This window comes from Arthrobacter sp. zg-Y919, assembly GCF_030142045.1.
Lineage (GTDB): Bacteria > Actinomycetota > Actinomycetes > Actinomycetales > Micrococcaceae > Arthrobacter_B.
Window position 1 is genome coordinate 139,443 of record NZ_CP126242.1, and the last position, 18,399, is coordinate 157,841.

Consider the following 18,399-nt stretch of genomic DNA (forward strand, 5'->3'; position numbering starts at 1 on the left):
TAACCGGGTATCCAACCGTATCAACGCGGTGCCCTGCTGTCTTGGGTTCTCCACCATCCGGCGTGCAAAAGGTGCGTAACTGCCGTCAGAAGGACTCCGCGGCGTCCTTGCTGCGCGCAACGACGGCGGCCGTCGCCTCCGCAATGGCTTCCTCTTCGTCGGTGGGCACCACCAGTACGGAAATGGCGGAATCCGCCGAACTGATCCGCCGGGCCTCCTTTCCGGCCGCCCGGTTGGCCTCCGGATCAAGACGGATCCCCAGCGGGCCCAGCTGGTTCACCACCAGTTCGCGGAACATCCACCCGTTTTCGCCGATACCTGCCGTGAAGACCACCGCCTGCGCGCCGCCGACGGCCACGTGGTACGCCCCGATGTACTTGGCCAGCCGGTAGGCGGCGATGGCCAGCGCCAGCCGGGCCTGCTCATTGCCGTTGCCGGCTGCTTCCTCGATGCTGCGCATGTCGGATTCGCCGGCCAGGGCACGCAGGCCCGACTCCCGGTTGAGCAGGTCGTCCAGGGCGTCGGCGTCGTAGCCCTGCCGGGCCAGGAAAACGAGGATGGACGGGTCAATGTCGCCGCTGCGGGTGCCCATCACCAAACCTTCCAGCGGAGTGAAACCCATGGAGGTGTCGATGCTCTTGCCGCCCTTGATGGCCGCCACCGAGGCGCCGTTGCCCAGATGGGCGATGACGCCGTCGAACGCCCCGGGTTCGAGGCCCAGGAAACGGGCCGCAGCGGGCGCAACGTAGGCGTAGCTGGTGCCGTGGAAGCCGTAGCGGCGGATGCCGTAGCGCCGGTACAGGCTGTTGGGCAGGGCGTAGCGCCAGGCGCGTTCGGGCAGGGTGCGGTGGAAGGCGGTATCAAAGACGGCCACCTGCGGGATATCGGGCCATTTGTCGTGCACGGCCCGGATGCCCATGGCGCTGGCGGGGTTATGCAGCGGAGCCAGCGGGCTGAGCCGTTCAATCGAGCGGACAATTTCGTTATTGACCAGCACGGGTTCGCTGAAGCGCTCGCCGCCGTGCACTACCCGGTGCCCGACGGCGTCGACCGGACGTCCGTCCAATTCATCCCGCAGCCGGCGGCTGAGTTCTTCCAGCGCCGCGGCATGGTCGGGAACCACATCGCCGATCCGGTCGATGATGCCCTTCGTCAGCAGTTCCTGGGTGTCGGTCTCCCGGACCTGGTACTTCAACGATGAGGACCCGGAATTGATGACCAGAACCAGCATTTAATCCTCCTGTGCCTGCACCGCGGTGATCGCCACGGTATTCACGATGTCTTCGACGGTGCAGCCGCGGCTGAGGTCATTGACCGGCTTGCGCAGGCCCTGCAGGATCGGGCCGACGGCCACGGCTCCGGCGGACTGCTGCACGGCCTTGTAGGTGTTGTTGCCGGTATTCAGGTCCGGGAAGATAAACACCGTCGCCTGCCCGGCCACCGACGATCCGGGTACCTTGGAGGCGGCTACCGAAGCGTCCACGGCGGCGTCGTACTGGATGGGCCCTTCCACCGGCAGGTCCGGGCGGGCTTGGCGGACCAGCTCGGTGGCCTTCCGCACCCGGTCCACCGACCCGCCCGTGCCCGAGGCGCCGGTCGAGTAGGAAAGCATGGCCACCCGCGGCGTGACACCGAACTGTGCGGCGGTGGCTGCGGAAGCGAGGGCAATGTCGGCCAGCTGCTCGGCGTCCGGGTCCGGATTCACCGCGCAGTCGCCGTACACCAGGACCCTGTCCTCGAGCAGCATCAGGAACACCGAAGAGACGATCTTGACGCCCTCTTTGGTGCGGATGAATTCCAGTGCGGGCCGGATGGTATTCGCCGTGGTGTGCGCAGCACCGGAGACCATGCCGTCCATCCGGCCCAGCTGGACCATCATGGTGCCGAAGTATGCGCCGTGCAGCATACGTTCGTTCGCGTCCTCGAGGGTGACGCCCTTGTGCTTGCGGAGGGTGGCGTATTCCCGGGCAAATTCTTCCCGGAGCGCACTGGTGGCCGGATTGATGAGGTTGATGTTGGAGAGGTCGATGCCCTCGCTGGCAGCCAGTTCGCGGATCTGACCCTCCGGTCCCAGCAGGGTCAGGGCACAGACATCCCGCCGGGTGAGGATTTCCGCCGCCTGCAGGACCCGCACGTCCAGGCCCTCCGGCAGGACAATCCGCTGCCGGCCGGCACGCGCCCGCACAATCAGTTCATTGAGGAACCGCAGGGGCGTGGTGGTTGCGGGGCGGGGAAGGGCCAGGCGTTCCAGCAGTTCCGCTTCGTCCACGTGCCGGGACCAGGCTCCCAGTGCCGCTGCCACCTTCCGGCGCTCGCCGCTGGAGATCTCCCCACGGACGCGGCTGACCCGGCGTGCGGTCGTATAGGTGTCCGCTTCGACCTCGAACACCGGGAAGGGTGCCGAGGCGAGCAGTTCCAGGATGGCCGGTTCCACGTCCAGGCCGCCGGTAAGGATCATGCCGCTGGCCACCGGGAAGTCGGAGGAGAAGGAGGAGGCCAGGGTCGCCACCATCACGTCGGCCCGGTCAGCCGGAACAATCACCAAGGTGCCGTCCGAGAGCTGGGGGATGAAGTTGCCCACCGTCATCGCGGCAACCTTAACGGCCGAAACGTCCCGTTCCAGGGAGGAGCTGCCGGCCACCTGCCGCGCCTGCAGGGCGCTCTGCACTTCGGCGATGGAGGGCTGGGAGATTTCGCTGTGCTCCGGAATGACGTACACCGGCCGTCCGCTGTGTCCGGGCCGCATCGCTGCGCGGATGGCCTCGACGTCGGGCGGCGCCGCCCGGTTAACCAGCACGGCCAGCAGGTCGCACTTTGCCTCCGCCAGCTGGCGGCGGGCCACGTCCACCGCGTCGGCGGTTTCCGCAGCGGTCGTCTCCTGGGCATTAACGACGGCGAGCACCACAGTGCCCAGGTCATTTGCCAGCCGGGCGTTGAGGTCAAACTCCAGCGCGACGTCGTGCCCGGAGAGATCGGTGCCTTCGACAATCACAACGTCGCAGTTGGCCGCGATTTCGCTGTAGATGGCCAGGCAGCGGGCGTCCACCTCCCCACGCTCTCCGGCGACCAGCAACGCGCGCAGCTGTGCCCTGGTCAGGCCACCCCGGCAGGTGGCCGGGCCCAGGTTGAAGCGGCTCTGCATCAGCTCCACCATGGGATCCTGTGCCGGATCCTCACCTTCGACGATGGGCCGGAAGAAGCCCACGCGGTCCGCATGCCGGCCGAGCATGTCTGCCAGCCCCAGGCTGATCAGGGATTTGCCGGATCCGGGCGTCATGGCACTTACATAGATTCCGCGGGCCATAGCTGCTTGTCCGATCGTTGCGGTGGAGTGGTCCGCCATCCCAGGTGTTGGGGGAATGGTGTGCGTCACATCCATCCTCCCAAAAGGCTGCGGTACTTGCCAGCAGCCGCGTCGTGGAGTGCCCGGCAGGCGGGGTTTCGTGGAATGCGCAGTCTCAGCATTTGAGACTAAAATTATTCACGCGTACGGCCCAGCCTACGATTATTTGGTTAGTTTCCCCTCAGACAAGTCGAGGAACCACGTGAGTCTCTTCCGTACCAAACCCATTGAGAGCTCCCTCGCGGATGCCGACGAGCCCGGCCGCCGGCTGAAGCGCTCGCTCACCACCTGGGACCTCATGATTATGGGTGTCGCGGTGGCTGTAGGCGCCGGGATCTTTTCGGTCGGTGCCCGCGCCGCCGGGCAGTTCTCCGGCCCCGCTGTCACCCTTTCGTTCGTACTGGCCGCGATAACCTGCGCGCTCGCCATCATGTGTTACGCCGAGTTTGCCACGGCAATCCCGGTGGCAGGGTCGGCCTATGTGTTCACCTATGCCACGATGGGCGAGCTGGCTGCCTGGATCATCGGCTGGAACCTCATCCTGGAGCTGTTCACCGCAGCCGCCGTGATTGCGAAGTACTGGGGTATCTATCTCAGTGAGGTCTTTGGGCTCATTGGGTGGGACATCCCCGCCACGCTGGAACTGGGCGTCATTTCGCTGACCTGGGGCCCGTTCCTGATTGTCGCGGTGTTCACCTTCCTCCTGGTGATGGGTACAAAGCTTTCCGCCCGGGTGGGCAACGTCTTCACCATCATCAAGGTGGGCGTGGTGCTCTTCGTGATCGTCGCCGGCTTCTTCTACGTCAAGGCGGAGAACTACACGCCGTTCATCCCGGACCCGGTCTCCACGGCCACCGGCGAAAGCTCGGGAGTGCTGCAGCAGTCCCTGTTCTCCTTCCTTACCGGCGCCGCTCCCGCCCAGTACGGACTGTTGGGTGTCTTTGCCGGCGCTGCCATCGTGTTCTTCGCCTTCATCGGCTTTGATGTGGTGGCCACTTCCGCCGAAGAGGTCAAGGACCCGGGCAAAACCCTTCCGCGGGGTATCTTCGCAGGCCTGGCCGTGGTCACCCTGCTGTACATCGGCGTTTCGCTGGCACTGACCGGTATGGTCCCGTACACCGCCCTGGCTGCGGCCGAAGACCCCAACCTCGCAACGGCCTTTGCTCTGGTGGGCAACACCGGTGCGGCATCGGTCATCGCCGTCGGATCCCTGATCGGCCTGACCACCGTGATTATGGTGCTGCTCATGGGCCTGGCCCGCGTGGTGCTGGCAATGTCCCGGGACGGCCTGCTGCCGCGCTCGCTCTCCCGGACCAGCGACAAGCACTCCACGCCGGCGCGGCTGCAGATTCTCCTCGGTGTCCTGGTTGCCGTGGTGGCCGGGTTCACGCGGGTGGACGTGCTCGAGGAAATGATCAACATTGGTACCCTCTCCGCCTTCGTGGTGGTCAGCCTGGGCATCCTGGTGCTGCGGAAGAAGCGCCCGGACCTGCGCCCCGCCTTCCGGGTCCCCTTCGGTCCGGTGATCCCGGTCCTCTCGGCCGTTCTTTGCCTGTACCTGATGACCAATCTGGCCGTCGAGACCTGGATCTACTTCGCGGGCTGGCTGCTCATGGGCTTCCTGCTGTACTTCGCTTACGGCCACCGGCATTCCCGTCTGAACGAGAAGTTCCAGAACGTCGCCGCCGCCGGCGCACCCACGGATACGTCCGTCTAGTTCCGGTCCATCAGGCCCGCGCACGCTGACCACAGCGTGCGCGGGCCTTTTCGTGCGTCGAGTGGCACACTGGGCAGATGCTCGCAGCCTTCTCCGTCGCTCCCTCCGGTACCGGCCCGCAGACACCCGCCGGCGGTCCTTCCCCGGATGCCTCCGTGCACGATGCCGTGGCCGCCGCCGTCAAAATCGTCCGGGAGTCCGGCCTACCGAATTCCACTGACGCCATGTTCACAACCCTTGAAGGCGAGTGGGACGAGGTCATGGATGTTATCCGCCGCGCCACGGAAGCCGTGGGCCAGTACGGCAGCCGCGTCTCACTGGTGCTCAAGGCGGATATCCGGCCGGGACACACCGGCGAACTGGCCGGCAAGGTGGAACGGCTGGAACAGGCGCTGGGTGAAATGGACGAGTACGGCGGGCACGCGTAGCTGCCGGACGTGCCGGCGCGGACAGGAGGAAGACCATGCAGCAGTGGGCACAGGTCGAGGAGTATCTGGGTAACCGCGTGGTCCGGCCGGACGGCCAACTGCAGGCCATCGTTGCCGCGACCACTGCAGCCGGGCTTCCACCAATAGAAGTGTCGGCAGCGCAGGGCAAATTCCTGATGCTCCTCGCCCGGATCTCCGGTGCGCGGCGGATCCTGGAAATCGGCACCCTGGGCGGGTTCAGTACGGCGTGGCTGGCCCGGGCACTGCCCGACGGCGGTGAACTGGTCACGTGCGAGTATGAGCCCCGCCATGCGGAGGTGGCCCGTGCCAACCTGGCCGCTGCCGGGCTCCTGGACCGCGTCACCATCCGGGTGGGGGCTGCCCTGGATACCCTGCCGGAACTTGCGGAGTCGGAACCATTCGATCTGTTCTTCATCGACGCAGACAAGGTCAACAACCCCGCCTATCTGGAGTGGGCGGTCAAGCTTTCCCATCCGGGGAGCGTAATCGTTGTGGACAACGTGGTCCGCGGCGGCAGCATCCTGGACCCGGACGGCGATGACGCCGTGCAGGGCACGCGGGCAGCCGTGGACATCCTGGGGTCGCATCCGAGCCTGGATGCCACTGCCCTGCAGACGGTGGGGACGAAAGGGTGGGATGGGTTCGCACTCGCCCTGGTGCTGTGATTTCCGCTGCCGTCGGCCGGAGCGGAGTCCTGTCCCGCCCTAAGCTGGAGGTATGAGTTTCAGTATCCGGCGCGCAGCCCCCGGCGACGCCGAGGACTTCGTGTCCGTCCATCTGCAGTCCTGGCGGGAGAGCTACGCCCACGTGCTGGGGGAGGAGGTGTTCCAGCGCCGGGAAGCGGACCGGAGCGCCGCCGTCGAATTCCGGCGGGCAGCCCTGGCCCAACAGGCATCGGATCCGGCCATTCGAAACTGGTTGGCCCACTCCGAAGACGGCCGGCTCCTCGGTTTCGCGTCCGCCGGTCCCGCCCGGGACAGTGACGTGGAGGTACCGCTGGAACTCTGGTCCATTTACGTCCTGGCGGAAGCGTACGGCACGGGCGTTGGCCAGGCCCTGCTGGAGCACGCGCTGGAAACCGATCCCGCCTACGTCTGGGTGCTGGAGGATAACGTGCGCGCCCAGGCGTTCTACCGGCGCAACGGCTTCGTGGCGGATGGACTGAAAAAGGACCTGCCGCAGGTCTGGGCCGGTACGGGCATGGTTGAGATCCGGATGGTGAGGAGCTGATGGGCCGCAAGCGCCCGGGTAAGGACCCGGTTGAAGCAGCCGCAGGGACAGGCCCGGTAGCCGGGACCTATCCCATTGATACCGGAACCTGCGAACTGGTTCCGGATTCCCTCAGCCCGGACGGCTGGATCCTGATGGTCAACGGGGTGCACAGCTCCCACATCGACCTGGCGGACCCCCGCCACCTGGACTTCGAATACATGCGCTGGATCGCCGCCCTGGTGGAATCGCGCTGGCGCCCGGACGCCTCCCTCCGCGCCCTGCACCTCGGTGCCGCGGCGTGTTCGCTCGCCCGGTACTTCTCCGCGGTGTATCCCGGCGCGCGGCAGGTGGCGGTCGAGTTGGACGGACGCCTCGCCGAGCTGGTCCGCGGCTGGTTCGACCTGCCCCGGGCGCCGCTGCTGCGGCTGCGGGTGGGGGAGGCGCGGGCCGTCACGGAAACCCTGCACGAAGACAGCCGCGACCTGGTGATCCGGGATGTCTTTGCCGGGGCCAAGACGCCCGTGCCGTTGACGACGGCCGAATTCACCGCCCACGTGGCCCGCGTGCTGGCCCCGGGCGGCGTGTACGTGGTCAACTGCGGTGACACTCCGGACCTGCGCGGTGCACGGGCCGAAGCGGCAACCATCTGCGCGGCCTTCGAGTACACGGCGGCAATTGCCGATCCGGCAATGCTCAAGGGCCGCCGGTACGGCAACATCATCCTGGCCGGCAGTGACACCCCGTTCGCGGAGGATCCGTCCCTGCCCCGGGCCCTGCTGGGGGGAGCGGTCCCCGCACACCTGTGGGCGGATGAAAAAGTACGCAGCTTCGCGGCAGGTTCCCGCCCCCTCCATGACGCCGTTGAGCCGGCAGAGCGGCCGGTGGGCACCCGCCGCTTGTAGCGCCCACGGGAGTCGAAGGACGGCTCAGTCTCCGGCTAACAGTCAGCATGCTTACTTCAGTAGGGTGGGTAGATGGCCGCGGCCTTCGGGCGGCGGCTGGACCAACCACGATGGAGGCTTACATGTTCAGCAAGAGCAAAACCGACCTGTCCGTCCCGGGCGCACCGGCGCCCCAGGCCCCCGAATTGGCCGAACCGACGCAGCCACGCGAACCGCTGCCGCCCAAGCCGGATCAGGATGGACCGGCGACCGTTTCCGCCACGGGTGTGGACACCGGGGCGCCGAAGACCTCCAACGCGCAAAGCGGACAATTTCTCACCACCGCCCAGGGTGTGCGCGTGCGGGACACCGACCACTCCTTGAAGGCCGGCCCCCGTGGACCGGTGCTGCTGCAGGACCACCACCTCCGGGAGAAAATCACCCACTTTGACCATGAGCGCATTCCCGAGCGTGTGGTCCACGCCCGCGGCGCTGCCGCCCACGGTGTGTTCACCGCCAACGGCGCCGCCGAAGGAGTCACGCAGGCCGGGTTCCTGGCCAAGGGCGTGGAAACCCCGGTCTTTGTTCGCTTCTCCACCGTGCTGGGCTCCCGCGGTTCCGCGGACACAGTCCGGGATACCCGCGGCTTCAGCACCAAGTTCTACACGGACGAGGGCAACTACGACCTGGTTGCCAACAACATTCCGGTGTTCTTCATCCAGGACGCCATCAAATTCCCCGACGTCATCCACGCCGGCAAGCCCCACCCGGACCGTGAAATCCCGCAGGCCCAGAGTGCGCACGACACCTTCTGGGACTTCGTTTCCCTCCACACCGAGGCGCAGCACCACACCATGTGGAACATGTCCGACAGGGGCATTCCGCGGTCTTACCGCACCATGGAGGGCTTCGGCGTCCACACCTTCCGGCTGGTCAACGCCAAGGGCGAAACCACGCTGGTGAAGTTCCACTGGAAGCCCCGCCAGGGTGTGCACTCGCTGGTCTGGGAAGAAGCGCAGATCATCAACGGCATGGATCCGGACTTCCACCGCCGCGACCTCGCCGACTCCATTGAAGCCGGCGCCTTCCCGCAGTGGGACCTGGGTATCCAGGTCTTCCCCGACACCGAAGATGAAATGTTCGAGGGCATTGACCTGCTGGACCCGACCAAGCTCGTTCCCGAGGAGCTGGCACCGGTACAGGTCATCGGCACCATGACCCTGAACGCCAATGTCACGAACTTCTTCGCCGAAACCGAGCAGGTGGCCTTCCACCCGGGGCACCTGGTGCCGGGTATCGACGTCACCAACGACCCGCTGCTGCAGGGCCGGCTGTTCTCCTACATCGACACGCAGCTGACCCGGCTGGGCGGCCCGAACTTCAGCCAGATCCCCATCAACCGCCCGCATGCACCGGTCAACGACATGCTCCGGGACGGGTTCCACCAGAGTGCGGACCATTCCGGCGTGGCGCCGTACCAGCCCAATTCGCTCGACGGCGGCTGCCCCTTTATGGCCGGAGCGGACATGAGTGCCTTCATCGATGTTCCCGTCGAGGTGCCTGCGGCCCGCAAGGTCCGTGAGAATCCGGCCACCTTTGACGACCACTACAGCCAGGTCCGGATGTTCTTCCGCTCCCTGACCCCCGTGGAGCAGGATCACGTGGTCCAGGCCTACACGTTTGAACTGGGCAAGTGCTATGAGGAAAACATCCGGCTGCGCCAGCTGCAGTCGCTGGCTAACATTGACGAGCGTCTGGCCTCGGAAGTGGCCACGGGCCTGGGCCTGGAGGCACCGGCACCCAACGTTGCCGTCGAGGACACGGAACCGAGCCCTGCACTGAGCCAGCTGGGCGGATCGTGGCCGGTGGCCGGCCGCATGATCGGCGTCATCGCCGATGAATCCACCGATCTGGACGCCCTGGCCGAGGTGCTGGCTGCAGTGGACGCCGAAGGCATGGTGCCGCTGGTTGTTGCTCCGCACGGCGGCAAGCTTGGCGGCGCGGTGACCGTTCAGCGGACCTACCTCACCGCCCGCTCCACCGAGTTCGACGCCGTGGTGGTGGCAGCCTCGGGTGCCCCGGCCCCCGACGCCGTCGACAGCCTGGATGCCAAGGCCGGAAACCCCGAGGGGCACCCCTCGGTGGACCCGCGCATCACCCTGCTGCTGACCGAAGCGTTCCGCCACGCCAAGGCCATCGGCGCCTGGGGCAACGGCGCTGCCGTGCTGCAGGCGGCCGGCGTTCCGGTTGAGGCACCCGGCGTCGTCGTGGGGGCCGGTGCTGACGTAGCCGCCGGACTGACCGCGCTGCTGGCCAAGCACCGGGTGTGGGAGCGTTTTCCCACTGCCTAGCTGACCTGGCGGCCGGTGCCGAAGCCGGTAAACAGAAGGGATCCCCGGCTGCGGCCGGGGATCCCTTAGCGGTACAGGTGAACGTCCCGCCTAGATTCCCGCTATTTCCCTGATGGGACCGATGCCGAAGAACAGGGCGAATGCCGCAGCCACCACGTACATCAGGGGGTGGACTTCCCGGCCCCGGCCCTGGAAGAGGCGGATGAGGGTGAAGGAAATGAATCCGGCACCCAGGCCGTCAGCAATCGAGTACGTGAACGGCATCATCGTGAAGGTCAGGAAGGACGGCAGGGCGAGCCCGATGTCGCTCCAGTCGATCTTGCCCACCTGGGAGACCATCAGGTAGCCCACCACCACCAGGGCGGGTGCCACGGCCTCGAAGGGAACCAGGTAGATCAGCGGGGTCAGGAACATGGCCACGATGAACAGCAGGCCCGTCACTACGGAGGCCAGGCCGGTGCGTGCGCCCTCGCCGATGCCCGCGCCGGATTCCACGAAAATCTGGTTGGAGGAGACGCCGGCACCGCCGCCGGCCACCGCGCCTGCGGCGTCGACCAGGAGGACACGCTCCACGAGGGGGATGTTGCCGTCCTTGTCGATGCTCCCTGCCTCGGTGGCAAGGCCCACCATGGTGCCCATCGCGTCGAAGAAGATGCTGAGGAGGATCACGAAGACCAGCAGGGTGGCGGCAACTCCGCCCAGGGTCTGGAAGGAGCCCACCAGGCTGACATCGCCGATCAGGGAGAGGTCAGGTGCAGCCCACTGGGGCATGCTCGGGGTCACCAGCGACCATCCGGTAGCCACGCCGGCACCCTGGCTGCCCGGTTCGGCGAGCCATTCGACGATGACGGCGAAAATGGTGGAGGCGACAATCCCGATGAGGATCGCGCCGCGGACCTTGCGCGCCATCAGCACGATGGTCAGCAGCAGGCCAAAGACGAACACCAGCGTGGGCCACCCCAGCAGTTGGCCGCCGTTGCCCAGGCCGAGCGGAACGGTGGTGCCGGCCGCATCCGGGTTACGCCGGACAAAGCCGGCATTGACCAGACCGACCAGCGCCACAAACAAGCCGATGCCCACCACGATGGCGGTTTTCAGGCTGGGCGGAACGGCCCGGAAGACTGCGGTGCGGAAACCGGTAAGGACCAGGATCACCATCGCCAGGCCGGCAATCACCACCAGTCCCATCACATCCGGCCAGGTCAGTCCCTCATTCGAGGCGACCGTGACGGCTATGAAGGCATTGACGCCCAAACCGGTGGCAATGGCGAAGGGGTGCTTGGCCCAGATGCCCATGATGAGCGTCAGGATGCCCGCCACCAGTGCGGTTCCCGCGGCGATTGCCGGTCCGGGCATGGTGTTGCCCATCGAATCCTCGCCGCCGAGGATCAGCGGGTTGAGGACCACGATGTAACTCATGGCGAAGAACGTGGCCAGGCCGCCGCGTATTTCGGTTGATACGGAGGAACCCCGCTTGGTGATTTCGAAGTAACGGTCCAGCTTTGAACCTTGTTTGAGCATGGCGCGTCCTCTGAATGGAACCAGCAGTGGGATAGTGACGGAATCCTGCCCTTAGATCTTATCCCGGCACTGCGTCCGTGCCCCGGGCCCGGGCCGGTTAGGCTGAAACGGTGATGAATACCGTGAGCACATTCTTCTCCAAAACCGGTTTCGCCGCCGCCGCGGCGGCATTCCTGCTGGCTCTATGCGCGGGGCTGCTGGTGTCCGCACCGCCCGCTGCGGCGCATGACGAGCTCACGGGAAGCACCCCGGCCGCCGGCGCGGTGCTGGACGCGGCCCCGAAGTCGGTGGAACTGACCTTCTCAAGCATTCCGGCCGCCATTGGCTCCCAGGTGCGGGTCCTGGCTGAGGATGGGACCGACTGGGCCGAAGGACAGGTGCGGATCCTGGACAACACCGCCACCCAGTCCGTGCGCCCCGAAGCGCCCGCGGGCGAGTACACCGTGCAGTGGCGGGTGGTTTCCTCCGATGCCCACCCGATCGAGGGGACGTTCGGCTTCACCGTCTCGGGCGGTGGTGCCGGAAACGGAACCGGCACTGAGTCCAACACTCCGTCCAACGCTCCGGCGGGCAGTCCGTCGAACAGCCCGTCGAGCAGTGCGTCCCAGCCGGCCGACACCACGCCGACGCCGGTGCTGAACCAGTCCGACGACGCCGGCTCCCCGTGGCTGGTGATTGTGCCGGCCGCGGTGGTGCTGCTCGCGGTGGCTGTGCTGATTGCCCTGATCATCCGACGGCGGCTCCGCGAGGACTGATCTTTAGGTGCGGCTGTGCGTCTATGTGGGGCACTCCCAGGCCGGAAGAGCGGCATCTGCGATGGCTGTTCCAGCAGCCTTCGCCTGCCGCACGAGCCCGTGGAGTGACGGCAGCAGGTTTCCGCCGACCCCCACCAGATACACCCCGATGTCCCGCAGTGCGGCGACAGCTTCCGGTCCGGCGCCAACCCCCAGGCTGCGTGCCAGCTTCCGCAGATCGGACCGCGAGCAACTGGTGAGCACCACATAGTCGGCCAGCAGCAGTTCCCTGCCGGTGCGTACCGCCCATTTGCCGGTGCCGGCCACGGGCGTGGGCAGCAGGCCGGCGGCATCTGCCCGGGTCATCTCCCGGGCTGCGGAATCCTCCCGGACATCCAGGCGGTGGCTGACTGCGTAGGCATGCAGCAGGCGAAGCAGTTCGGCCCGCTCGGGGAGCACCTCCGGCTCCACCGCTGCCTCCCGTATGGTGGCTGCGGCCGGCGCCGGACCGTGGACCACTATGGAGTCCACCCCCTGCCGGTCCAGTTCAGTGGCGACGGCCAGGCCGCTGAGTCCGCATCCGATCACCACGGCTCCGGTCAGCTGGGTCGGCGCTGCCTCAGGCTGGGTTTCGCCATGCAGGGACTCCGAATATTCAATGGAACCGGTTTGCTCGCTCATGGGCGGTCCTCCTGCGGTCCTGGTTTCGTTCCTGGTTTCGAAACCTCCCCAGAGGCTTGGGTCCTGAGGCGGAACCATATATCTGCCCGCCCCGGGGCGGTAGCGTAGGCCGGTACCCGGAGCGGTACGCTACTGCTAACGACAGCCGGAGGGGGAAGCGCCGGTTGGGGACCCGAAGGAGCGGCATATGACTGATTCGACCTGGGGTGCCGGGGCCGGCGAGGACGGACCTGCGGGCATTGTCGTCGGCGTGGACGGATCCGATCAAAGCATCTGCGCCCTCTTCTGGGCGGCACGGGAGGCACGACGGCGGCAGTGTCCGCTGCACGTGGTGACCGCCTATACGGTGCCCATCTTCGCGGCGTCCTCCATGGATGCCGGCTACACCACTGTTGATGACGCGATGATCCGGGACGGCGCCCAGCAGGTGCTGGACGAGGCCATTGAGCGGATCAGCCACTACGGGGTGGAAGTGATACCGCGGGTGGAGACCGGAGACGCGGCTGCCGTCCTGCTGGAGCTCTCCGAAGACGCCGACCTCATGGTGGTTGGCTCGCGCGGCCGCGGCGGATTTGTTGGACGCCTGCTGGGCTCCGTCTCCAGTGCCCTGCCGGCGCATGCGAAATGCCCCACCGTCGTCGTGCCGCTGCGGACTGCGGGACGGCTGCCGGATTCCGGGATACGGCCCCCGGCCAACTCACCGGACCCCGACGCCGTCCACCACGCCGTCGTTGTGGGTGTGGACGGTTCGGAACAGGGCCGTGCCGCGTCCCTGGTGGCCGCAGAGCAGGCCCGGAGCATGGGCCTGCCGCTGCGCATCCTATGTGCGCTGCCGCCGTTCACCGGCTCGCTCGCCTGGGTGCCTGCCCCCTTGGACATCGAGGCGCTGCATGCGGAACTGCGTGAACAGCTCGACGCCGGCCGGGACTGGCTGCAGAGCCATTTCCCGGGATTGGAAATGACCGTTGAACTGGTGGACGGCACCCCGTCGGAGATTCTGGTGGAACGCACGGCAAGGGTTGAACTGCTGGTGCTGGGCACCCGCGGCCGCGGCGGCTTCGCCGGCATGCTGCTGGGCTCCACCAGCCAGAGCGTGATGCACCACGCCAAGGGTCCGCTCATGGTGGTGCCGGACCACGATGATCCGCGGCTGCTGGACCGGGCGAACTTTGGGCCGATGATCGCCGAATAGCTGCCGGTCGCCGGATAGCGGCCGGGTGAAGCGCCTATGCGTGCTGCTGGCCTTCGTGGACCGCGTGGCTGGCCGGCTCGAGCTGGAACGTGCAGTGGTCGGTGTCGAAATGGCTGCTGAGGCACCGGGTCAGCCGGTCCAGCACCAGGTCCAGCCCGTCCGGGGTCAGGTGCTCCTCCTCCACCACCACATGTGCCGAGAACACCGGAACCCCTGAGGTGATGGTCCAGATATGGATGTCGTGCGCATCGGACACACCGTCCACCGAGACGATGTGGTCCCGGATCAGCCCAACATCCACCCCCTGCGGGGTGGCCTCGAGCAGCACATCGATGACCTCGCGCAGCAGTGACCAGGCACGCGGCAGGATCATCACGGCAATCAGGATGGAGGCCCAGGTGTCGGCCTGCTGGTAGCCCGTGGTCATAATGACGACGGCGGACACCACCACCGCCGCAGAGCCCAGTAGATCGCCCAGTACCTCCAGATAGGCGCCCCGGACGTTCAGGGAGTCCTTCCGGCCGGCATGCAGCACCAGCAGGGAGACGAGGTTCGCCAGGCCGCCCACGATGGCGAAGGGCAGCATCAGCCCGGTGTCGACGTCGGGAGTGCCGCCCAGCCGGCCCAGCGCCTCGACAAAGATCACCACCGCTATAACGATCAGAAGCACCGCATTGGCCAGCGCGGCCAGGACCTCGGCCCGCTGGTAGCCGTAGGTCCGCCGGGACGTGGCAGGACGTGCGGCAAGCCAGGCCGCTACGAGGGCAATGGAGACACCGGCGGCGTCGGAAAGCATGTGGCCCGCGTCGGCCAGGAGTGCCAGCGATCCCGAGAACAGGGCTCCGGCCACCTGGATGAGGACCACGGAGATGGTAATGAGGAAAACGATCAGGAGGCGCTGCCGGTGTTTACCGGTCGCCGTGACTATGCCCAGCCCGTGGCTGTGCCCGTGATGCCCGCTCATGGTTAAAGGCTAGCCCCAGCCCAGTTCGTGCAGCCGCTCGTCGTTGATGCCGAAGTGGTGGGCTACCTCATGGATGACGGTGATCCGGACCTCGTCCACTACTTCCTCCCGGCTTCCGCACATCCGCAGCAGCGGCCCGCGGAACACCACAATCCGGTCCGGCAGCGAACCCGCGTCCCACCAGGAATCCCGCTCGGTCAGCGGTGTTCCCTCGTAGACGCCCAGCAGCTCGGTGTCCGGATCTTCATGCGGTCCGGGCAGATACTCGTCCTCGATGAAGACGGCCACGTTGTTCATGGCGCGGGACAGATCCGCCGGAATGGAGTCGAGGGCTGCTTCCACGCAGGCGTCGAACTCGTCCGGGTTCATCTCGATTGGCACCCCTCCACTGTAGTGGCGCAGCACTCACCCGTACGGTTTTGGATATTCCGGAATTAGGCCCTATAGTTTTAGAGGTCCACAACGGAGAGAAACGACTGGAATCCAGCCGCTTCAAACCATGTGTGTTCTGTTGGCCCCCATCGTCTAGCGGCCTAGGACACCGCCCTTTCACGGCGGCGGCACGGGTTCGAATCCCGTTGGGGGTACTCAGGAGTGGTAAATCAAGCCGGTGAGAATCTGGTAGAGTTTACACTCGTGAAAAGCAAGGCCCTGTAGCGCAGCTGGTTAGCGCGCCGCCCTGTCACGGCGGAGGTCGCGGGTTCAAGTCCCGTCAGGGTCGCTCAGATTTTCTGAAGCGATTTGGAAGATCTCGGTGATCATCGGTTGATGATGCCAGGCTCTGTAGCTCAGTTGGTAGAGCGTTCGACTGAAAATCGAAAGGTCACCGGATCGACGCCGGTCGGAGCCACCAGCTAAAACCCCGTAGCTGTCTCGCAGGAGACAGGACGGGGTTTTTCTTTTGCCCGCTGACGGGCTGCCGTCTGCTGATGTCGCGGACGACGGGGTCGCGGCGGCCGCGGATCTCGACTGCCAAGCGGGCCAGGCGTTCTATCCCCTCCTCCACGCGGCTATGGCAGCCTTCCCCAGGCGCTGAAGCCTGGTAGATATCAGTTCTCTGCGCCCTTGCCGGCGGCGGGACGGTTGGAAGGTTCCTGTCAGTTTTAAGTAACAAAACAATCTATTCGCCGGAAATTACGCCACTAACCAGTCGGCCAGTCTAACGAACAGGGGCTCCGACTTGTATGAACCGACTGCCTGAACCGCGCTCTTCAGTGCTCCCTCCACGGCATCGGGAGTATGTAATCCAGCGTTCTTTTTGAGCTCTTTACCGTAGACAGCTAATAGAAGGGCCGCTATGTCGTGACCGTAGGCGTACCGACGAACGTCTTCTTCGGAGGAGCGGTCGTATTTGGCACACGCAGACGCAATCGAAGGATCCACGGTCTTGGCGACTTCGAACTTTGATAGATCCTTACCTTTCTTTGGGAACCCTGCGTCATAGTTTGGTTGCTTAAGGTGGGGGTGCTTCGCGCGTACTGCGTACAGTTCTCGTAAGGCATGTCGTAGACCTTCAAACACTTCCCTGGCGGGCGGCAACCGTCCCGCAAAACTAAGGAGATTAGCCCGCTCAAGCGTGGGTATATCAGCGGCGTAGCTTTCCAAGGAGGGGTAGTCGGTCCAAAGCAGCGTTGCGTACTGGTGCTCCTCAATACCGTATCCAGTGTCGCGGTCCGCCACGCAACGAAGATGCGAAACGATTGTCGGACTCGTTCGCGCTAATTCTTCGGCCTCTCGGGCGACAAAAATTACCCTGCTCCGGTTTCCGTCGTTGAGGCCGGCGTCGACCAGACAACTAGCAGGAACATCCAAATCTTCCACGCACGTTACTTCGAGAGAGTCAGGATTTGGCATATCCGCTGACCAAGCACGAAAAAACCGGGAGTCATTTCGCCCCTCCACAATCAGGTATCGAGTACTAGTGAGATCGACCCCCAGCAAGAACTCGCCAAGATTCATTCGCGGGACCGAAGTAGGCTCTTTCATGCCTTTTCGCTCGGCTGAATTATCGTCTCCCGGGCGACGGCATTCATTACCTGCAACGAATGTGAAGCCACGACGAACTGAACATTGCTGGACCGACTGCATCTCAGCAGCTCGGGGAGAAGATCCCGCTGCCATTCAATCCCGAGAGAGATTTCAGGCTCGTCGATGAGGAGCAGGCTCTCATCTGCCGTGGCCAGGACGGCGCGGGACAGAAGAACAATGAGGTGACGCTCGCCGCTCGAGAGGCTCTCCGGATCAAGTGGTTCCCCGTGCCTGTCTACCAGGCTGATGCCATCGGCAGCTGTGAATCGGAGGCTCTTTCGATCCAGAAATTTATTGACGCCCGTCACGTAGGTATCGATAAGATTGTGAACCGTAGTCATAGCTTCGATTTGGTCTTCAAGACTTTCAAAATAAGGTTCAAGAATCTGATGAATTACTGGAAGTTGCCGGCTATTTGCTCGAGTGTTCCTGATCTGAGTAGCCACATTGCGGACTTGCCGGAGATTGAGTAATCCGTACTCTTGCAAGGGACTGCCGGCAGACAGCAGGCGGTCGATCTGTTGTTCAAGCGCTTCCCGCGCACCAGTCGTAGTTAATGCAGTCTTTCCCTGAAGCGTGGTTTGCGTTATCTGTTCGTAGACCCCTGCTTCACTTCCCCCACGGGATAGTCCACCGATTGCAGCTCGGGTAAGCATGCGTTCCACTGTTTGCAACAGACTTGATACTGCACCTCGACGCCTTGAAGCTAAACGTCCTGTGTCGCTTCGAAGGGAGTCGTGACCATCATCCATTTGAAGGGCCAGGCGATCATCACCGATGTATACAGCGCCTCTGCTCAATTCGGCCATCGATTTCGCGAACTGGACATACTCCTTGCGCTCATCCCAAACTCGGCGATACAGACGCCCAGCAAAGTCAGCTGGGTCAATATGAACGGTTTGTATTGGACCTTCTGGCGCCAGACATACACTGATCTCGAATGATCCCAGTTCAGCTCTATCCCGGACTAACTGTGCCCATCCGCCGCTATAAAAGTCGATTTTAAGGCTTGTAATTGGAATGTCTATAAGTGTCTGCAGCGCCTCTGGCGTGGGTGTCAACATGGAAGCGATCCCGCGCAGGAGATTGGTCTTACCTCTGCCATTCGGGGCATAGATGACACGCATTCGACCGTTGTCAGTGCTGTCGGGGAATGCAAGATCATAGGAGAATTCCCCTAAAACTCCTGCAGCTTGGATCCTGCTGATTGTCTTTGCGTGGTCAATTGCCACAAGATCCCCCAAAGCTGATATCACCTGAAATTCACCAACCGGGATGGCTAGCAACTCGAAGACACGATATATCATCTGCATCGCGAGTCTCGTT

General features: G+C 64.7%; 16 protein-coding genes and 3 tRNA genes. 11 read left to right on the forward strand and 8 right to left on the reverse strand.

Features of this window, described 5'->3' with window-relative positions; genetic code table 11:
• Positions 1 to 85: 85 nt before the first annotated feature.
• Entirely contained in the window at positions 86 to 1,231 is a 1,146-nt protein-coding gene (locus QNO10_RS00695; RefSeq protein ID WP_229945591.1) for an acetate/propionate family kinase, read from the reverse strand.
• Positions 1,232 to 3,304, reverse strand: coding sequence for a phosphate acetyltransferase (gene pta / locus QNO10_RS00700; protein WP_229946607.1), 2,073 nt, complete (start codon positions 3,302 to 3,304; stop codon positions 1,232 to 1,234).
• Between the two features lie 241 nt (positions 3,305 to 3,545).
• Here pta and QNO10_RS00705 point away from each other — a divergent pair, with 241 nt between their 5' ends.
• The 6 genes from QNO10_RS00705 (at position 3,546) to QNO10_RS00730 (ending at position 9,953) form a co-directional block, all read left to right on the forward strand.
• On the forward strand, positions 3,546 to 5,060 hold the full coding sequence (locus QNO10_RS00705; protein WP_229945589.1) for an amino acid permease: 1,515 nt from the start codon (positions 3,546 to 3,548) through the stop codon (positions 5,058 to 5,060).
• Positions 5,061 to 5,137: 77 nt separating this feature from the next.
• Positions 5,138 to 5,488 (forward strand): thiamine-binding protein, encoded by a 351-nt coding sequence (locus QNO10_RS00710; RefSeq protein WP_229945586.1) that lies wholly within the window; start codon positions 5,138 to 5,140, stop codon positions 5,486 to 5,488.
• Positions 5,489 to 5,523: 35 nt separating this feature from the next.
• Positions 5,524 to 6,174 (forward strand): O-methyltransferase, encoded by a 651-nt coding sequence (locus tag QNO10_RS00715; RefSeq protein WP_229945583.1) that lies wholly within the window; start codon positions 5,524 to 5,526, stop codon positions 6,172 to 6,174.
• A 52-nt stretch (positions 6,175 to 6,226) separates the two neighbouring features.
• On the forward strand, positions 6,227 to 6,739 hold the full coding sequence (locus tag QNO10_RS00720; RefSeq protein ID WP_229945580.1) for a GNAT family N-acetyltransferase: 513 nt from the start codon (positions 6,227 to 6,229) through the stop codon (positions 6,737 to 6,739).
• A complete protein-coding gene (locus QNO10_RS00725) occupies positions 6,739 to 7,623 on the forward strand; it encodes a spermidine synthase (protein ID WP_229945577.1) in 885 nt (294 codons plus the stop codon). Before QNO10_RS00720 ends, QNO10_RS00725 begins: the two co-directional genes overlap by 1 nt.
• A gap of 122 nt (positions 7,624 to 7,745) precedes the next feature.
• Positions 7,746 to 9,953 carry a catalase gene (locus QNO10_RS00730; protein WP_229945573.1) on the forward strand — a complete coding sequence of 736 codons (2,208 nt, stop codon included), beginning with the start codon at positions 7,746 to 7,748 and terminating at the stop codon, positions 9,951 to 9,953.
• A 90-nt stretch (positions 9,954 to 10,043) separates the two neighbouring features.
• Here QNO10_RS00730 and QNO10_RS00735 read toward each other — a convergent pair whose 3' ends face one another.
• Positions 10,044 to 11,474: an NCS2 family permease gene (locus QNO10_RS00735; RefSeq protein WP_229945570.1), complete on the reverse strand. Its 1,431-nt coding sequence runs from the start codon at positions 11,472 to 11,474 to the stop codon at positions 10,044 to 10,046.
• 122 nt (positions 11,475 to 11,596) lie between these two features.
• Between QNO10_RS00735 and QNO10_RS00740 the strand changes: the two genes are divergently transcribed.
• Positions 11,597 to 12,229 (forward strand): copper resistance CopC family protein, encoded by a 633-nt coding sequence (locus QNO10_RS00740; RefSeq protein ID WP_284162275.1) that lies wholly within the window; start codon positions 11,597 to 11,599, stop codon positions 12,227 to 12,229.
• 21 nt (positions 12,230 to 12,250) lie between these two features.
• On the opposite strand, the gene QNO10_RS00745 is transcribed toward QNO10_RS00740, so the two are convergent.
• Positions 12,251 to 12,889: an NAD(P)/FAD-dependent oxidoreductase gene (locus tag QNO10_RS00745; protein ID WP_229945568.1), complete on the reverse strand. Its 639-nt coding sequence runs from the start codon at positions 12,887 to 12,889 to the stop codon at positions 12,251 to 12,253.
• 187 nt (positions 12,890 to 13,076) lie between these two features.
• On the opposite strand from QNO10_RS00745, the gene QNO10_RS00750 reads away from it, so the two are divergent.
• Positions 13,077 to 14,081, forward strand: a complete 1,005-nt coding sequence (locus QNO10_RS00750; RefSeq protein ID WP_229945566.1) for a universal stress protein — start codon at positions 13,077 to 13,079, stop codon at positions 14,079 to 14,081.
• Positions 14,082 to 14,115: 34 nt separating this feature from the next.
• Here the strand turns inward: QNO10_RS00750 and QNO10_RS00755 are convergent, their stop codons facing one another.
• A complete protein-coding gene (locus QNO10_RS00755) occupies positions 14,116 to 15,045 on the reverse strand; it encodes a cation diffusion facilitator family transporter (protein WP_229945564.1) in 930 nt (309 codons plus the stop codon).
• A gap of 9 nt (positions 15,046 to 15,054) precedes the next feature.
• The gene (locus QNO10_RS00760; RefSeq protein ID WP_229946601.1) at positions 15,055 to 15,414 is read right to left on the reverse strand and encodes a metallopeptidase family protein; all 360 of its coding nucleotides are present in this window, start codon (positions 15,412 to 15,414) and stop codon (positions 15,055 to 15,057) included.
• A 145-nt stretch (positions 15,415 to 15,559) separates the two neighbouring features.
• Between QNO10_RS00760 and QNO10_RS00765 the strand changes: the two genes are divergently transcribed.
• The 3 genes from QNO10_RS00765 (at position 15,560) to QNO10_RS00775 (ending at position 15,898) form a co-directional block, all read left to right on the forward strand.
• Positions 15,560 to 15,632, forward strand: a tRNA-Glu gene (locus QNO10_RS00765).
• A 60-nt stretch (positions 15,633 to 15,692) separates the two neighbouring features.
• Positions 15,693 to 15,766, forward strand: a tRNA-Asp gene (locus QNO10_RS00770).
• Positions 15,767 to 15,822: 56 nt separating this feature from the next.
• Positions 15,823 to 15,898, forward strand: a tRNA-Phe gene (locus QNO10_RS00775).
• A 281-nt stretch (positions 15,899 to 16,179) separates the two neighbouring features.
• Here QNO10_RS00775 and QNO10_RS00780 read toward each other — a convergent pair.
• Both QNO10_RS00780 and QNO10_RS00785 read right to left on the reverse strand, forming a co-directional pair.
• Positions 16,180 to 16,725: a hypothetical protein gene (locus tag QNO10_RS00780; protein WP_229945562.1), complete on the reverse strand. Its 546-nt coding sequence runs from the start codon at positions 16,723 to 16,725 to the stop codon at positions 16,180 to 16,182.
• Between the two features lie 302 nt (positions 16,726 to 17,027).
• A complete protein-coding gene (locus QNO10_RS00785; RefSeq protein ID WP_229945558.1) occupies positions 17,028 to 18,386 on the reverse strand; it encodes an AAA family ATPase in 1,359 nt (452 codons plus the stop codon).
• Positions 18,387 to 18,399 lie beyond the last annotated feature (13 nt).

What these genes read in the sequence shown, in the direction of transcription:
- QNO10_RS00745 (WP_229945568.1), bottom strand. Translation starts at nt 12,889, where the DNA reads ATGAGCGAGCAAACCGGTTCCATTGAATATTCGGAGTCCCTGCATGGC.
- QNO10_RS00760 (WP_229946601.1), bottom strand. Translation starts at nt 15,414, where the DNA reads ATGAACCCGGACGAGTTCGACGCCTGCGTGGAAGCAGCCCTCGACTCC.
- QNO10_RS00720 (WP_229945580.1), top strand. Translation starts at nt 6,227, where the DNA reads ATGAGTTTCAGTATCCGGCGCGCAGCCCCCGGCGACGCCGAGGACTTC.
- QNO10_RS00755 (WP_229945564.1), bottom strand. Translation starts at nt 15,045, where the DNA reads ATGAGCGGGCATCACGGGCACAGCCACGGGCTGGGCATAGTCACGGCG.
- pta (WP_229946607.1), bottom strand. Translation starts at nt 3,304, where the DNA reads ATGGCCCGCGGAATCTATGTAAGTGCCATGACGCCCGGATCCGGCAAA.
- QNO10_RS00750 (WP_229945566.1), top strand. Translation starts at nt 13,077, where the DNA reads ATGACTGATTCGACCTGGGGTGCCGGGGCCGGCGAGGACGGACCTGCG.
- QNO10_RS00710 (WP_229945586.1), top strand. Translation starts at nt 5,138, where the DNA reads ATGCTCGCAGCCTTCTCCGTCGCTCCCTCCGGTACCGGCCCGCAGACA.
- QNO10_RS00730 (WP_229945573.1), top strand. Translation starts at nt 7,746, where the DNA reads ATGTTCAGCAAGAGCAAAACCGACCTGTCCGTCCCGGGCGCACCGGCG.
- QNO10_RS00785 (WP_229945558.1), bottom strand. Translation starts at nt 18,386, where the DNA reads ATGCAGATGATATATCGTGTCTTCGAGTTGCTAGCCATCCCGGTTGGT.
- QNO10_RS00715 (WP_229945583.1), top strand. Translation starts at nt 5,524, where the DNA reads ATGCAGCAGTGGGCACAGGTCGAGGAGTATCTGGGTAACCGCGTGGTC.
- QNO10_RS00735 (WP_229945570.1), bottom strand. Translation starts at nt 11,474, where the DNA reads ATGCTCAAACAAGGTTCAAAGCTGGACCGTTACTTCGAAATCACCAAG.
- QNO10_RS00695 (WP_229945591.1), bottom strand. Translation starts at nt 1,231, where the DNA reads ATGCTGGTTCTGGTCATCAATTCCGGGTCCTCATCGTTGAAGTACCAG.
- QNO10_RS00725 (WP_229945577.1), top strand. Translation starts at nt 6,739, where the DNA reads ATGGGCCGCAAGCGCCCGGGTAAGGACCCGGTTGAAGCAGCCGCAGGG.